The 14,738-nt window shown below is 70.9% G+C and carries 10 protein-coding genes and 1 pseudogene; 5 read left to right on the top strand and 6 right to left on the bottom strand.

The window, feature by feature from the left end:
- Nucleotides 1-54 precede the first annotated feature (54 nt).
- From ACIRQ9_RS02020 to ACIRQ9_RS02005, 4 genes are all read left to right on the top strand, one after another.
- Nucleotides 55-1,392: a VWA domain-containing protein gene (locus tag ACIRQ9_RS02020; protein WP_404166397.1), complete on the top strand. Its 1,338-nt coding sequence runs from the start codon at nt 55-57 to the stop codon at nt 1,390-1,392.
- A 160-nt stretch (nt 1,393-1,552) separates the two neighbouring features.
- Nucleotides 1,553-3,271, top strand: a complete 1,719-nt coding sequence (metG, locus tag ACIRQ9_RS02015) for a methionine--tRNA ligase (RefSeq protein WP_404166094.1) — start codon at nt 1,553-1,555, stop codon at nt 3,269-3,271.
- Nucleotides 3,272-3,760: 489 nt separating this feature from the next.
- A complete protein-coding gene (locus tag ACIRQ9_RS02010) occupies nt 3,761-4,630 on the top strand; it encodes a helix-turn-helix domain-containing protein (RefSeq protein WP_404166092.1) in 870 nt (289 codons plus the stop codon).
- Between the two features lie 319 nt (nt 4,631-4,949).
- Complete coding sequence (locus ACIRQ9_RS02005; RefSeq protein ID WP_404166090.1) at nt 4,950-5,423, top strand: hypothetical protein; 474 nt, start codon at nt 4,950-4,952, stop codon at nt 5,421-5,423.
- An 82-nt stretch (nt 5,424-5,505) separates the two neighbouring features.
- Here the strand turns inward: ACIRQ9_RS02005 and ACIRQ9_RS02000 are convergent.
- Together ACIRQ9_RS02000 and aspS are read right to left on the bottom strand one after the other, a co-directional pair.
- Nucleotides 5,506-5,619 (bottom strand): annotated as a pseudogene (locus ACIRQ9_RS02000) (dioxygenase); the annotation flags it as partial.
- 114 nt (nt 5,620-5,733) lie between these two features.
- A complete protein-coding gene (gene aspS, locus ACIRQ9_RS01995) occupies nt 5,734-7,497 on the bottom strand; it encodes an aspartate--tRNA ligase (protein ID WP_404166088.1) in 1,764 nt (587 codons plus the stop codon).
- 157 nt (nt 7,498-7,654) lie between these two features.
- Here aspS and ACIRQ9_RS01990 point away from each other — a divergent pair, with 157 nt between their 5' ends.
- Entirely contained in the window at nt 7,655-9,772 is a 2,118-nt protein-coding gene (locus tag ACIRQ9_RS01990) for a SpoIIE family protein phosphatase (protein ID WP_404166086.1), read from the top strand.
- Nucleotides 9,773-9,791: 19 nt separating this feature from the next.
- Here ACIRQ9_RS01990 and ACIRQ9_RS01985 read toward each other — a convergent pair whose 3' ends face one another.
- The 4 genes from ACIRQ9_RS01985 to ACIRQ9_RS01970 form a co-directional block, all read right to left on the bottom strand.
- Nucleotides 9,792-10,823, bottom strand: coding sequence for an AI-2E family transporter (locus tag ACIRQ9_RS01985; RefSeq protein ID WP_404166084.1), 1,032 nt, complete (start codon nt 10,821-10,823; stop codon nt 9,792-9,794).
- Between the two features lie 139 nt (nt 10,824-10,962).
- Complete coding sequence (locus ACIRQ9_RS01980; protein WP_404166082.1) at nt 10,963-11,940, bottom strand: pirin family protein; 978 nt, start codon at nt 11,938-11,940, stop codon at nt 10,963-10,965.
- A 120-nt stretch (nt 11,941-12,060) separates the two neighbouring features.
- On the bottom strand, nt 12,061-14,016 hold the full coding sequence (locus tag ACIRQ9_RS01975; protein WP_404166080.1) for an Ig-like domain repeat protein: 1,956 nt from the start codon (nt 14,014-14,016) through the stop codon (nt 12,061-12,063).
- 194 nt (nt 14,017-14,210) lie between these two features.
- The gene (locus ACIRQ9_RS01970; RefSeq protein WP_404166078.1) at nt 14,211-14,684 is read right to left on the bottom strand and encodes an SseB family protein; all 474 of its coding nucleotides are present in this window, start codon (nt 14,682-14,684) and stop codon (nt 14,211-14,213) included.
- Nucleotides 14,685-14,738: the final 54 nt, after the last annotated feature.

Here is a 14,738-nt window from a genome sequence, read left to right as displayed (position 1 = left end):
GCCGCCGCGCCCGTGCCCGAGGTCGAGCCGGAGGCGGAAGTTGCCGCCGCGCCCGTGCCCGAGGTCGAGCCGGAGGCGGAAGTTGCCGCCGCGCCCGTGCCCGAGGTCGAGCCGGAGGCGGAAGTTGCCGCCGCGCCCACGACGGAGGTCGAGCCCGAGGCCGTCGCCGAGTCGACGGAGGCCGCAGCCGCCGTCACCGCCGACGCCGAGGCCGTCGCCGCCACCGAGCCGGAAGCCGAGCCCGAGGCCGAGCCCTCGGCCCGGGCTGCCGCCGCCGACGTGACCACCGAGGCCGAGCCGGTCGCCCCGGCCGTCACCGAGTCCACGCCGGAGGCGGCTGCCGCCGAGCCCGAGACCGAAGCGGCTGCCGAGGCGGCCACCGAGTCCGAGCCCGCGGCGCAGGCTGTCGCCGAACCGGTCGCCGAGCCGACGCCTGAGGCGGAGCCCGCCGAAGCCGCCGCGCAGGTGACCGCCGAACCGGTCGCCGAACCCGAGGCGGAGCCGGTCGCCGTACCGGAAGCCAAGCCCGAGGCCGAGGCCGACGCCGAGGCCTCCGTCGAGGTCGAGCCCGCGCCGGAAACTGCCGTCGAGGCCGACGCGCAGCCGGAGCCCGCGGCCGAGCCCGTCACGGCCGCCGCCACCGAGGCCGGGCCGGTCGCCGAGCCGGAAGCCGCGGCCGTCACCGAGGTTGCGCCGGAAGCCGACGCCGAACCGGTCGTCGTCCCCGCCGCTACCCCCGCCCTCGGCGCAGAGCACCCCGTGGACGACGGTGCCGCGGCCGCCTCTCTCGCCAAGGCCGGACTCACCGGCACCCACGCCGTCACGTACCTCGTCCTCGACCGGTCCGCGAGCATGCGCGCGTACTACAAGGACGGTTCCGCGGCGGCCCTGGCCGACCAGACCCTCGCGCTCGCCGCCCGGCTCACCCCGGACGCCGAGACCCCCTCGGTCCACGTCGTCTTCTTCTCCACCGAGGTGGACGGCACCACCGACCTCACCCCGGCCTCCCCCGAGAACGCGATCGACGTGGCGCACGCCGGCCTCGGCCGCATGGGCCGCACCAGCTACCACGCCGCCGTGGCGGCCGTACTGGCGCACTACGACGAGAACGTCGCCGCGAAGGCCCCCGGCACCCCGGCGCTCGTCGTCTTCCAGACCGACGGCGCCCCCGACGCGAAGACCCCCGCCACCCAGTCCCTCACCGCCGCCGCGACCTCGCACCCCTCGGTGTTCTTCTCGTTCGTCGCGTTCGGCGAGCACGAGAACAAGGCCTTCGACTACCTCCGGAAGCTGAAGACCCGCAACGCGGCCTTCTTCCACGCGGGCCCGACCCCGCTGGAACTCACGGACGCGGAGCTGTACGACGGCGTACTGATCGACTGGCGCCCGTAAGCACGGGCCCGTGAGAGCGGGCCCCACCCCGGCTCCACCGTGAGACCCCGTGCCGCCCGCTTCTCACCCCGTAAAACGGGAGGCGGGCGGCATACACATGTCGGCTACGATTTCAAGGTTCGCAAAAGCAGCAACAAAACCGACCTGGGAGCAGCCCCCGATGGCTCGACACCTCATCACCAGCGCCCTTCCCTACATCAACGGGATCAAGCACCTGGGCAACATGGTGGGGTCCATGCTCCCGGCGGACGTCTACTCCCGGTACCTGCGCCAGCGCGGCCACGAGGTCCTCTACATCTGCGCGACGGACGAGCACGGCACCCCCGCCGAACTCGCCGCCAAGGAGCAGGGACTCCCGGTCGACGAGTTCTGCGCGCAGGCCCACGACGCCCAGAAGGCGGTCTACGACGGCTTCGCGCTCGCCTTCGACTACTTCGGCCGCAGCTCCAGCGCCGAGAACCGCGAGATCACCCAGCACTTCGCGCGCCGCCTGAACGAGAACGGCTTCATCGAGGAGCGCGCGATCCGCCAGGTGTACTCCCCGGTCGACGGCCGCTTCCTGCCGGACCGCTACGTCGAGGGCACCTGTCCGCACTGCGGCTACGACAAGGCCCGCGGCGACCAGTGCGAGAACTGCACCCGCGTGCTCGACCCGACCGACCTGATCAACCCGCGCTCGGCGATCTCCGGCTCCACCGACCTGGAGATCCGTGAGACCAAGCACCTCTTCCTGCTCCAGTCCAAGCTGGAGAACGAGGTCCGCGAGTGGGTCTCGAAGCACGACAAGGACTGGCCGCAGCTGGCCTCCTCCATCGCCCACAAGTGGCTGACCGAGGGCCTGCACGACCGCGCCATCACCCGCGACCTGGACTGGGGCGTCCCGGTCCCGGCCGACACCTGGCCGGAGCTGGCGGCCGAGGGCAAGGTGTTCTACGTCTGGTTCGACGCCCCGATCGAGTACATCGGCGCGACGAAGGAGTGGGCCGACCAGAATCCGGCCGACCGCGACTGGAAGTCCTGGTGGTACGACGTCGACACCGACGTCCGCTACACGGAGTTCATGGCGAAGGACAACGTCCCGTTCCACACGGTGATGTTCCCGGCCACCGAGCTCGGCGTGCGCGAACCGTGGAAGAAGGTCGACTACGTCAAGGCCTTCAACTGGCTGACGTACTACGGCGGCAAGTTCTCCACGAGCCAGAAGCGCGGTGTCTTCACCGACCAGGCCCTCGCCATCCTCCCGGCCGACTACTGGCGCTACTTCCTGATCGCCAACGCCCCGGAGTCGGACGACTCGTCCTTCACCTGGGAGCACTTCACCGCCACGGTGAACAAGGACCTGGCCGACACCCTCGGCAACTTCGTCAACCGCGTCCTGTCCTTCTCCAAGAAGCGGTTCGGCGAGGAGGTCCCGGCGGGCGGCGAGCCCGGCGAGGCGGAGGCCAAGCTGGGCGGCCAGATCGCGGAGCTCCTCGCCGAGTACGAGTCGCAGATGGAGTCCCTCCAGTTCCGCAAGGCGGCCGCGGCCCTGCGCGCCCTGTGGTCGGCCGGCAACTCCTACCTGGAGGAGAAGGCTCCCTGGCTGGAGATCAAGACGGACAAGGACGGCGCGGCCCTGACCCTGCGTACGGCGATGAACCTGATCCACCTCTACGCGGTGGTCTCGGAGCCCTTCATCCCGGCCACGGCGAAGACGATGCGCGAGGCGTTCGCGCTCGGCGACGACACCGCTGCCTGGGTCACCGCCGAGGAGGCGAAGGCGCTGGTCGCCGTCCCCGCCGGCACCCCCTTCACCGTCCCGCCGGTCCTCTTCGCCAAGCTCACGGACGAGGACCTGGAGACGTACAAGGAGCGGTTCGGCGGCGCGGTCGCCGAGTAGCCCCGCACCGCACGCACATCGAAGGCCCGGCGGGAGGACCCTCTCCGCCGGGCCTTCGGCCGACCCCTCGGCACGACGAGCCGGGGAGATCAACGAGAGACAATCCCGGACACCACCGGACAACGCCAGGACAGTCACCGTAGGCGCCAGCGCCGCCGCTCCCCCCGGCAGGCGGATCCGGCCGTGGGCCGAACTCGGCCTCCCCGCGACGGACATCGCCGGAGCCTGACCCGCCACGCTCCGGTCGGACCTGCGCTCCCTATGCACCACCCATCGGGGAGAAAGCACCCCACCCAACCCCACCCCTCCCTCCCTCCCGCCGGGCAAACTCACTCCCGCGAGTGAATATGTCCAACTCAGCTGGATTCGGGACCGGTTGCCTGCCCTACGCTCAGCGCAGCAAGGCCCGACCCGGACATGCGACGGCCCCCGCCGGGAGTAGCAATCCCAGTGCGGGGGCCTGACCACCGAGGAAGTAGGAGCTTCCCGATGGATACCGAAAACCCTAGCGCGCCCTCGCCCGCCCAGTCCCGAATCCCGGGGAAAAACCACCCTCCCGCGCGGCCGCACTCCGGCGTCGTTCACGACAACGCCCGCCACACCGAGAACTTCGTCGTGATCGGCAACCACCTCGCCCAGCACCCGGAGCTGTCGCTGCTCGCCATCGGGCTGGCCACCTACATCCAGTCGGTACGACCCGGCACCGCCGTCGACATCAAGACCCTCGCCTGCCGCTTCCCCGAGGGGCCCACCCGCATCGCCAGCGCCCTGAACGAACTCGAAACCCACGGCTACCTCCGCCGCACCCGCGAGCGCACGTCCACGGGCCGCATCGTCACCCGCACGGTGTCCTGCAACAAGCCTGGGCACGGGTCCGCCTCCGCCGAACCCCGCACCACGACCACCCGCCGCGCGGCCCCCACCGACAAGCCCCCTCCCCGCAAGCACCTCCCCGCCGTACCGCAGCCCTCGATCGGCGCCCCCGCCCTCCTCCAGACAGCCCTCGACGTGCTCGCCGGCCTCCGTCGCCGCGACCCCCGCCTGCTCCTCTCGGCCACCGACGCCGAGCACCTCGCGCCCGGTGTCGCCGCCTGGCTGGAGCGCGACATCGCCCCGACAGCCGTACGCCACGCGCTCACCGAGAACCTGCCGAACGAACCCCTGATCCGCCCGGCCGCCTTCCTGGCCCACCGCCTGGCCGCGCAACTCCCACCGCTGCCCGCGTTCCGTTCCCCCACCGCAACCGCCCCGGAGCCCAGACACCCCTTCCAGACCTGCGACGGCTGCGACCGCCCTTTCCGCGCACCAACCCCCGGCCGCTGCCGAGACTGCCGATCCCATCTCCCCGAGGGGACCTGACCAGCCCCCTCCCGCACGCCTCAGCGCCCTGACATGCACACCCGTGGCTCCATTTCCCGCCCTGCGCCGCATCTCCCGAGCCGACCAGGCAGGCCACGGGCGTCGCGCGGTCCACCGAACAGGCCCTCAACGGCGCAGCCCTCTCCCTCCTGTTGTGCAGGTCGACAACGATGCCGTGAATTTTTCCCCAGGGTGGTGCCCATCCCAGGGGCAGGCGGCAAAAGTTGACGCGGGCAGTTGTTTGCCTGCCGAAGAGACCGGCGCGGGAACGGGCCGCCCCGATCCCCGCACACCCACGACACCTCCGTATGGTTTCGCCATGACCCCTGAGTTCATCCCGATCGCCTACGAGCCACACGGCCGTACCGATGCGATCGGCCGCTATTCCGACGGACAGTTCCTGGCGTCGGTCACGTACGCGTTCCCCGAGGGGTTCCGGCTCGACGAGGGCTGGGAGGAGCAGAAACGGCTCTACGCGGTGCTGCATCTCTTCGACGGCGACGGCCACTACCGCGACTCGCAGATCTGGTGCGCGGGCAGCTGGGCCGAGCGGCAGCGCGACCCGGACGGCGCCGACTCGGTGCTGACGCGGGCCCGCGCGCACCTCGCGGGCATGCTGCGCAGCCTTCCGAAGCGGACGTACACGGACATCGCGATACGCCCGTTCCAGCTCACGGTGGACGGCGTGTTCTTCGGCCTGGTCGCCAAGGAGGACGACGACGGAGGCTGGGCCGAGCTCTACCCGGACAACCTGGGCTTCACGGAGCCCTGGGACGGCACGTACGACACGTGACCCGGCCGGGATGAACGGCGCGCGGACGCCCGGCGGCTCATGCACGAGTCCCGGGCGCCCGCCTCCTGGATCTCCCGCCGTGCGGCTCGCAGGTCTCGGTGTCGATCACCTTGGGGGTGAGGTGCAGGGGGATGCCCTCCTGGTCCTCGGTGACGTCCTGGCGGAGCTTGTCCGCGTTGATGCAGGAGGGACCTTCAACTCCGTCGTCCTGTTGGGGCCGCGAGGCCTCTCGGTGCCAACGACTCCAGAAAAAGGCCCCCTTGCGCACTCCCGTGCGCAAGGGGGCCGAGAATCGACCTCGGGGCGGCCGCTACTTCGGCTGCGGCTTCCGGATGGAGAGGTGCAGCTCGCGCAGGCGGGCCTCCTCCAGCTCGGTCGGCGCGCCCATCATCAGGTCCTGGGCGTTGCCGTTGAGCGGGAAGGCGATGGTCTCGCGGATGTTGGGCTCGTCGGCGAGGAGCATCACGATGCGGTCGATGCCCGGGGCGATGCCACCGTGCGGCGGGGCGCCGAAGCGCAGCGCGCGCAGCATGCCGGCGAACTCGCGCTCGACGGTCTCCTCGTCGTAGCCCGCGATGCCGAACGCCTTGAGCATGATGTCCGGCTCGTGGTTCCGGATGGCGCCGGAGGACAGCTCGACGCCGTTGCAGACGATGTCGTACTGCCAGGCGAGGATGTCCAGCGGGTCCTGGGTCTCCAGGGCCTCCATGCCGCCCTGGGGCATGGAGAACGGGTTGTGGGAGAAGTCGATCCGACCGGTCTCCTCGTCCTTCTCGAACATCGGGAAGTCGACGATCCAGCAGAACCGGAAGACGTTCTCCTCGAAGTGCCCGGCGCGCTTGGCGGCCTCGACCCGCACCGCACCCATGATTTTCGAGACCTCGTCGAACTCGCCCGCGCCGAAGAAGACGGCGTGACCGGCGGCCAGCTGGAGCCGCTTGGTCAGCTCGGCGACGTTCTCCTCGGTGAGGAACTTGGCGATCGGGCCGGACAGCGAGCCGTCCTCGGCGACGCGGACCCAGGCCAGGCCCTTGGCGCCCTGCGAGACGGCGTAGTCGCCGAGCTGGTCGAAGAACTTGCGGGGCTGGTCCTGGACCGCCGGCACCGGCAGCGCGCGGACGTGCTTGCCGGCGAAGGCCTTGAACTCGGAGCCCTCGAAGATGTCGGTGATGTCGACCAGTTCGAGCTGGGCGCGCAGGTCCGGCTTGTCGGAGCCGTACTTGAGCATGGCCTCGCGGAACGGGATCCGCGGGAACGGCGAGGTGACCTCGTGTCCGCCGCCGAACTCCGTGAACAGCTCGGTCATCAGCTGCTCGATCGGGCGGAAGACGTCCTCCTGCTCGACGAAGCTCATCTCGACGTCGAGCTGGTAGAACTCGCCCGGCGAGCGGTCGGCGCGGGCGTCCTCGTCGCGGAAGCAGGGCGCGATCTGGAAGTAGCGGTCGAAGCCGGAGATCATCAGCAGCTGCTTGAACTGCTGCGGGGCCTGCGGCAGCGCGTAGAACTTGCCCGGGTGCAGGCGGGAGGGCACCACGAAGTCACGGGCGCCCTCGGGGGAGGTCGCGGTGAGGATCGGGGTGGCCATCTCGTTGAAGCCGAGGGCGACCATCTTGTGGCGGATGGCCGAGATCACGGCCGTCCGCAGCATGATGTTGCGGTGCATGCGCTCGCGGCGCAGGTCCAGGAAGCGGTACTCGAGGCGCCGCTCCTCGTTGACCCCGTCCTCGGCGTTGATCGTGAACGGCAGCGGGGCGGCGGCACCGAGCAGTTCGACGTCGCCGACCTCGACCTCGACCTCGCCGGTGGGCAGGTCGGGGTTGATGTTCTCGGTGCCGCGGGAGACGACCTTGCCGTCGACCCGGACCGTCGACTCCTTGCTGAGCTTGTCCAGGGCATCGTAGGCGGGCGTGCCCGGACGGGCCACCAGCTGGGTGATGCCGTAGTGATCGCGCAGATCGATGAAGAGGATGCCGCCCAGGTCGCGCCGATTGTGCAGCCAGCCACTCAGCCGGACGTCGGTGCCGACGTCAGAGGAGCGGAGCTCGCCGCAGGTGTGGGACCTGTACCGATGCATCGTGGTTCATCCAGCCTTCGCGGATCGGGGTGTGGAGTCAGCCTGGTGTTTCACGTGAAACACCACCCAGCGTACCGGGCCCCCCAGGGCCGCCTCCCCCCATTAACAGGTCGGTGATCAGTAGCTTTTTTCGATCTCATCTTCCTAAAGTGGGGCAATGCGAACTGGCGAGCCCCTGCCCGCCGTGGAGGACGTCCTTGCCGCCCTCGCGACCGGGCTGTGGCACTGGGACACGGCCACCGGGCTGGTCACCGCGGACGCGGAGGCGGCGCGGCTCATAGGGCTGCCGGCCGAACCGTCGATCCTCTCCGAGGCCCTGGTCCGCTCCCGTTTCCACCCCGTGGACTGGAACGAGAACACCAGCATCACCCGGCTGGCAGCCACCGAGGGCACGCTCGGTGAGGTACGGCTGCGGGTCATGGACGAGCGGGGCCGGCTGATCCGGACCGTACGCAGCCGGTTCCGGCCGGTGTACGACGTCAAGGAACGCGTCTACCGGGTGACCGGCACCATCCAAGAAGTCTCCGAGCCGTCTCCCGGCACCGCGGCCCAGCATCCGGTCACCGGCGACTGGCGGCGCTCCCGCGAGGCCTTCCTGCTGGACGCGGGCCGGGCGCTGGCCGAGGCGCGGTCCACCGAGGAGGTGCTGCGGGTCGCCGGAGGCCTGTCGATGCCCGGCTTCTCCCCGGACGGTCTGGCCGTCTTCGGCGCCAAGGGCGACGGGCTGTCGATCATCGGCCATCACGGTCAGCAGATCGACGAGGACAGCCCCTTCACCAGCATGCCGCTGGACACCGACTACCCGGCGGCGGAGGTGGTGCGGACCGGGCGGGCCGTGTACCTCTCCTCGCCCGAGCAGTACAAGTCCCGCTATCCGGTGACCTGGCCGCTCGCCGAGCGCTTCGGCCGGCGGTCCTGGGCCTTCCTGCCGCTGACGGTGGCCGGCCGGACCATGGGCGCCTGGATGGCCGGCTTCGCCTATCCGGTGTCGTTCACGCCCGACGAGCGGTCCGTGCTCACCACGGTGGCCCGGATGCTGGCCCAGGCCCTGTCGCGGGCCGGGATCGCCGACTCGGAGCGGGAGCTGACGGACGGGCTCCAGCGCTCCATGCTGCCGACGCTGGGCCCCGACATACCGGGCATGGACGTGGCCGCCCGCTACATACCGACCGGCGGCGGCCTCCAGGTGGGCGGCGACTGGTACGACATGATCCCGCTGCCGTCCGGACGGTTCGCCCTGGTCATCGGTGACGTCCAGGGCCACGACGTCCGGGCCGCCGGCCTGATGGGCCAGCTCCGGATCGCGCTGCGCGCCTACGCCTCGGAGGGCCACCGCCCCGACGCGGTCCTGACCCGCGCCTCCCGTTTCCTGCACGGGATCACCTACGACGAGGAGATCACCGACACGCGCTTCGCGACCTGCCTGTACGTCGAGGCGGATCCGGCGACCGGGGTGCTGGAGATCGCCCGTGCGGGCCATCTCGACCCGTCGATCCGGATGGCCGACGGCACGGTGCTGCGGCGGCCGACGGCGGGCGGCCTGCCGCTCGGCATCGACCCGGACGCGGACTACCCGACCACCCGGTTCACCCTCGAACCGGGCGAGGTCATGATGCTCTGCACCGACGGCCTGATCGAGACCGGCGGCCATGACATGGAGAGCGGCTGGCAGCGGGTCCGGGAGATCATGGAGGACCACGACGGGGACCTGGAGAAGATGGCCGACGGCCTGGTCGAGGCCGTGCACGGCCCCAGGTCGCACCACACCACCGGGCCGCTGGCCGACCGCCGCGAGGACGACATCGCGGTCCTGCTGCTGTCCCGCCCCGGTGCCGGACGCGGCGACGACTCCCTGACGGTACGGCCCCGGATCCGCCGCACCCTGCTGTCGGTGGCCCAGGACGAGCCCGAGCGCGTCGCCGAGGCCCGTCAGCACGTGCGTGAGCTGCTGCACGACTGGAGCTCGCCCGACCAGGTCGACTCGGCGGTGCTGCTGGTCTCCGAGATGCTCACGAACGTCCTGGTCCACACCGACGCGGACGCGCTGCTGCTCGCCAAGGTCTCCGGGCAGGCACCGGAGCGCCGGCTGCGGGTCGAGGTCACGGACGCCGGCGACGACCTCCCGCACAAGCGTCGCCCCGGCGAGCTGGCCTCCTCGGGCCGCGGCCTGGTCCTGACGGAGATCCTGGCGGAGGCCTGGGGCGTCGACCCGCGCGGCGAGGGCAAGAGCATCTGGTTCGAGCTGTACGAGAGGCACGGGGACGACGGCGCCTAGGCGGCCGGGCCGGGCACCGTCAGGTGCTCGCGTACCGGGCCCTCAGCTCGTGCACGACCCCGAAGGCGGCCGCGGTGAGCGGTACGGCCAGCAGCATGCCCAGGATCCCGGCGACCGAGGCGCCCGCCGTGATCGTCAGCATCACCACCGCCGGATGCAGCTGCACGGTCCGGCTCTGGATCATGGGCTGCAGCACATGTCCCTCCAGCACCTGCACGGCGAGGACCACGCCGAGCGCCCACAGCGCGATGACGAAACCCCGGTCGGCGAGGGCGACCAGCACGGCCACCGCACCGGAGATGAAGGCGCCGAGGTAGGGGATGTAGGCGAAGACGAAGACCAGCGCGCCGAGCCCGACCGCGCCGGGGACCCGGAGGATCAGCAGGCCGACGGTGATGCAGACGGCGTCGATCAGCGCGATGACGGTCGTACCGCGCATGAACCCCTCGACGCCCTGGAAGGCACGGCGGGCCATGGCCTCCAGCATGTCGGCGCTGTCGCCGGGCGCCACCGCCCGCAGGGAGTCGACGAAGAGGTGCGAGTCCCGCAGGAAGAAGAAGACGAGCAGCAGCGCGAGCACGGCCACGGCGATGCCCTCGGCGACCACGCTCACCCCGCTGATGACGTTGGAGGCGGCCGTCCCGCCGAACTTGGCCAGCAGCTCCTTGGCGTTGCCCGCGAGGTCGTCGAGGGAGGTCCCGGCGGCGCCGAAGTGCCGGGCGAGCGACTTCGCCGCGTTCTTCAGGGACGAGGCGATCTGGCCGCCGGTGTCGATGAGCGCGGCCACGACGATGTACACCGCGCCGCCGACCACGGCGACGACGGCGACGCAGGTGAGGCCGGCGGCCAGGGAGCGCTGCACGCCGGCCGTGACGAGCCGCCGGTACAGCGGCCCCAGCAGGGCGGTGCCGAGCAGGGCGAGCAGGACGGGGGTCACCGCGGTGCGCAGCTCCGAGCAGAGCCGGACGCAGACCCAGCCGACGCCCGCGGCCAGGAGCAGCACGGCGCACCAGGCGGCGAACCGGCGCACGGGCTCGGGCAACAGGGACACGCGACCAGCGGATCACGCGCGGGCGCCGTACGCCCTGCCGTACACCTCCTGCCGGGTGAACCGGCGGCCGGGCGGGTGTCCGGGCAGGGGAGAGGCCCGGCGCGGTGGTCGCGCCGGGCCTCTCGGAGCCGCTGCCGTGTTACGCCTCCGGGCCGGTCTCGGTCATTCCGTGGACGGCCGGGACGGTGCCCAGGCGGCCCTTCTGGAAGTCCTCGAAGGCCTGCATCAGCTCGTCCTTGGTGTTCATGACGAACGGGCCGTAGTGGGCCATGGGCTCCCGGATCGGCTGCCCGCCGAGGAGGACGACCTCCAGGTCCGGGGTGTGCGAGTCCTGCTTCTCGTCCGCGCGGACGGTCAGCGAGGAACCGGCGCCGAAGACGGCCGTCTGGCCGAGGTGGATCGGACGGCGCTCGACGCCCACCGCGCCCTTGCCGGCCAGCACGTACGCCAGACCGTTGAAGTCCTCGCGCCAGGGCAGGGTGATCTCGGCGCCGGGGGCCAGCGTCGCGTGGATCATGGTGATCGGTGTGTGCGTGATGCCGGGGCCCTTGTGCCCGTCCAGCTCACCGGCGATGACCCGCAGCAGCGCGCCGCCGTCGGGGGTGGTGAGCAGCTGGACGTTGCCGCCGCGGATGTCCTGGTAGCGCGGGGCCATCATCTTGTCCTTGGCCGGGAGGTTCACCCACAGCTGGAGGCCGTGGAAGAGACCGCCGGACATGACCAGGGACTCCGGCGGCGCCTCGATGTGGAGCAGGCCGGCACCGGCCGTCATCCACTGCGTGTCGCCGTTGGTGATGGTGCCGCCGCCACCGTTGCTGTCCTGGTGGTCGAAGATGCCGTCGATGATGTAGGTGACGGTCTCGAAGCCGCGGTGCGGGTGCCACGGCGTGCCCTTGGGCTCGCCCGGCGCGTACTCCACCTCACCCATCTGGTCCATCATGATGAACGGGTCGAGGTGGCGGTAGTTGATCCCCGCGAACGCCCGGCGTACCGGGAAGCCCTCGCCCTCGAAACCGCTCGGCGCGGTCGTGACGGTGAGCACGGGACGGGCCACCGCTTCGGCCGGTGCGGCCACGCGGGGAAGGGTCAGCGGGTTCTCGACGGTCACTGCAGGCATGTTGGCTCCTCCTTGTACGCCCACTTTAGTTGAGCGTTGAACTTTCTGCCACCCCTAACGGCGAGGGCCCGGAGGACATTCCCTCCGGGCCCGGTCACCGCCGATCAGTGGATCGCCGGATCAGTTGCTGAAGTAGACGTACTTCCAGGCGCCGTACGTCGTGGAGTTCACGGTGTCACCGGACGACCCATTGACGTACACCGAACGCATCCGCGCGCGGATACCCGACTCGTCCGGCGCGTCGAACTGGACGGCCGTCCTGCCGTTCGAGGCGAGCCGGAAGTACTCGGAGTCGCCCGCGTACCACTTGCCCTCGTAGTAGACCTCCAGGTCGAGGCGGTGCTCTCGGCCCGGGTAGTAGGTCATGGTCGTGTTGAACACCGGACCGGTCTTCTTGTGGAACCAGTAGTACGACGTCGAGCCGATCTTCGCCGTCTTGTAGTACTTGGACAGCGAGGTGGAGATCCTGACCCGCGCGTACGCCGTGGCCTTCACGGTCTTCGGGGCGTAGCGGGCGTCTCCGTCGAAGACCGCGGTGACGGCCGTGTCCCGGGTCATGCCCACCCACGCGGCGATGTTGCCGTGCGAGTCCACCTTGCCGGCCTTGATCAGCTTCTTGCCCTTGTCGCCGCCGAAGGGGTCCGCGTAGATCTTGACCGAGCGGTTCGAGTACGTCGTCCCGAGGTGCGCGGTGAACTTCACGTCGGTGCCGTAGTCGTACAGCTTGCCGTTGTTGTTCAGGCTCAGGCCCGTCGCGGCCCGCGAGACCGCGACCTTGTCGGAGGCGGAGACCGCGGTGTGCGCGGCGTCGCCCGCGTAGCCCACCTTGTAGGTCACCGTGCCGCCGGCCGGCGGGGTGTCCGAGAAGGAGTAGGTGCCGTCCGCCTTGACGGTCACCGGGGGCAGCGCCTTGCCGCTGGGGCTGGAGACGTCGGTGCGGGTCACGGAGAGCCTGGTGCCGGCGGGCAGCGCGACCGTGGCCGAGAGCTTGCCGGTGACGGTGAGCTTCTTGGCGCGGGCGGCCGAACTCGGCGCGTTGACCGTGAGCGTCGGGACGTTGAGCGTCGGCTGGGTCAGGACCTTGAGCGTGAAGGTGCTGCCGCTGGGGACCATCGCGAAGATCCGCGAGGAGTCCGGCGCCCAGCGCACGGTGCTGCCGGGCCAGTCCGCGGTGGAGCCGACCGCGTAGGCGCGCAGCGGCTTGGTGGCGTTCGGCCGGTAGACCGAGACCTTGCCCGCGGCGGTCTGGGCGACCAGCCCGTCCGCCGCCACGTCGGCGTCCCAGCCGCCGGGGTAGGCACCGGCCTTGGCGAACCTCCCGTCCGCCCACGCGTCCCGGTCGGTGCCGTTGACCAGCACCTGGTCGGCGCCCGGGACGAGGTCGATGTCCCGGATGCCGCTGTTCAGGGTGTAGTCGCCGTCGTACCAGGCGGTCACCTTCGCGGTGCCGCCCGAGACGTCGAGGACCGCCATGGAGTCGGTGGAGATACCGGTCTCCCCGACGGCCAGCAGGCCCGGCCGGGTCGGGTCGGTGTCCAGCAGCGCCTGCCCCCAGATACCGGACGAGGTGCCCTCGGTCGGGAACTGCGCCATCGCCACCGGGTCCGTGCCGCCCGCCGGGTCCGCCGCCGGGTCGATGGAGCCGATGTCGCCGTCCCACTGGTCGCCGTAGGAGAACCACGCCTTGCCGCCGGCGAAGGCCAGCCGGCTGGGCCCGGTGTCGGTCGGGACGGCGTACGTCGCCTTCACGTCCAGCGTGGCCGCGTCGAGGGCGAGGACCTGGTGGGTCGTCGGCAGGGCCGCGTACAGGGTGGTGCCGTCGTCCGACAGGGCCAGGTCGCCGACGCTGCCGAAGCCGGTGTGCGCGTCGACGAGGGTGCCGCTGTAGTCGGCGGCCACGATCCGGCCGTTCGCGGCGTCGCCGGCGAACACCCGCTGGAGGGCGCCGTCGACGACGAGACCGCCGGTGCTGGTGACGGTGGCGGCCGCGGCCGAGGCGGTCCCCGCCGCCACGACGCTCAGCGCCGCCGAGCTGAAGAGGACCGCGAGCGAGGTCGCGATCGAGGTGCTGCGCATGCGCACAGTGATGAAACCCCCAGAGGAAACCCGGGTTCGCCGGGTGGATGAGAGCGCCGCGCGACACCCGTCACGACCGCGTGGGCGCGGTGCGCGTGGGGCGCGGCTGCACGGGGGCAGCCTATGACATCGCTATGACAGTGCGGGAACGGATTTTCGAGTCGCCGGACCGGCGGTCCGGCGCCAATCCGGACCTAGCCGTACATCCGCCGCATCGCGAAGTCCACCATCTGCTCGACCGCCTTCGCGTCGAAGACCATCCGGTGCTCGCCCTCCATGTCGAGGACGAAGCCATAGCCGGTCGGCAGCAGGTCGATGACCTCCGAGCCCGTGATCACGAAGTACTTGGACTCCTTGCCCGCGTACCGGCGCAGCTCCTTCAGCGAGGTGAACATCGGGATCACCGGCTGCTGGGTGTTGTGCAGGGCGAGGAAGCCGGGGTTGTCGCCGCGCGGGCAGTACACCTTGGACGTGGCGAAGACCTGCTGGAAGTCCTCGGCGGTCAGCTGGCCCGTGGTGAAGGCGCGCACCGCGTCCGCGAGCGACGGCGGAGACGGCTCGGGGTAGAGCGGGGGCTGCTGACCGTACCCGCCGAGGCCGCCGGGCATCTGCTGCTGCGGCTGGGCGTACTGCTGCTGTGCGCCGACGTTCTGGTCGTAGCCGTACATGCGCGCAAGCCTACCGAGACACGCGGCCTGCGCGAGAAGGTAGACCCTTCTCAC

Source organism: Streptomyces sp. NPDC101237 (assembly GCF_044767465.1).
Taxonomy (GTDB): Bacteria; Actinomycetota; Actinomycetes; order Streptomycetales; family Streptomycetaceae; genus Streptomyces; species Streptomyces gramineus.
The sequence above is the reverse complement of the archived record's forward strand: the minus strand, read 5'-3'. Positions and strand labels throughout refer to the sequence as shown.

Excerpts from the sequence above, each read along its gene's own strand:
- metG (WP_404166094.1), top strand. The coding sequence starts at position 1,553 with ATGGCTCGACACCTCATCACCAGCGCCCTTCCCTACATCAACGGGATC.
- ACIRQ9_RS02010 (WP_404166092.1), top strand. The coding sequence starts at position 3,761 with ATGGATACCGAAAACCCTAGCGCGCCCTCGCCCGCCCAGTCCCGAATC.
- ACIRQ9_RS02005 (WP_404166090.1), top strand. The coding sequence starts at position 4,950 with ATGACCCCTGAGTTCATCCCGATCGCCTACGAGCCACACGGCCGTACC.
- aspS (WP_404166088.1), bottom strand. The coding sequence starts at position 7,497 with ATGCATCGGTACAGGTCCCACACCTGCGGCGAGCTCCGCTCCTCTGAC.
- ACIRQ9_RS01990 (WP_404166086.1), top strand. The coding sequence starts at position 7,655 with ATGCGAACTGGCGAGCCCCTGCCCGCCGTGGAGGACGTCCTTGCCGCC.
- ACIRQ9_RS01980 (WP_404166082.1), bottom strand. The coding sequence starts at position 11,940 with ATGCCTGCAGTGACCGTCGAGAACCCGCTGACCCTTCCCCGCGTGGCC.
- ACIRQ9_RS01975 (WP_404166080.1), bottom strand. The coding sequence starts at position 14,016 with ATGCGCAGCACCTCGATCGCGACCTCGCTCGCGGTCCTCTTCAGCTCG.
- ACIRQ9_RS01970 (WP_404166078.1), bottom strand. The coding sequence starts at position 14,684 with ATGTACGGCTACGACCAGAACGTCGGCGCACAGCAGCAGTACGCCCAG.